Genomic DNA, 370 nt, shown 5'->3' with positions numbered 1-370 from the left:
ACCGGATAGCCGATCTGGGCACTGATGGCCGCGGCCTCGTCCGCGTCCGCGATCAGGCCCATGTGACCCGGAACCGTGCTGACCCCCGCAGCCTGCGCCAGCTTCTTCGAGGTGATCTTGTCGCCCATCTGCTCGATCGCGCCGGACGGGGGGCCGATGAAGACGACGCCCTCGGCCTCCAGTGCCTCGGCGAACTTCATGTTCTCGGACAAAAAGCCGTATCCGGGATGGACGGCCTCGGCGCCGGTCTGGCGGATCGCGTCCATGATCTTGTCGATCACGATATAGGACTGGTTGGCGGGGGCCGGGCCGATATGGACGGCCTCGTCCGCCATGCGCACATGCAGCGCATTGCGGTCGGCGTCGGAAT

1 protein-coding gene is annotated in these 370 nt (G+C 66.2%); it reads right to left on the bottom strand.

Annotated elements, in window-relative coordinates:
- A partial coding sequence (locus TW83_RS18310; RefSeq protein ID WP_045984218.1) for a biotin carboxylase N-terminal domain-containing protein occupies positions 1-370 on the bottom strand: 370 nt, incomplete at both ends.

The sequence above is a fragment of the Paracoccus sp. S4493 genome (assembly GCF_000967735.1).
Taxonomy (GTDB): domain Bacteria; phylum Pseudomonadota; class Alphaproteobacteria; order Rhodobacterales; family Rhodobacteraceae; genus Paracoccus; species Paracoccus marcusii.
This window is presented reverse-complemented; position numbering and strand designations above follow the sequence as displayed.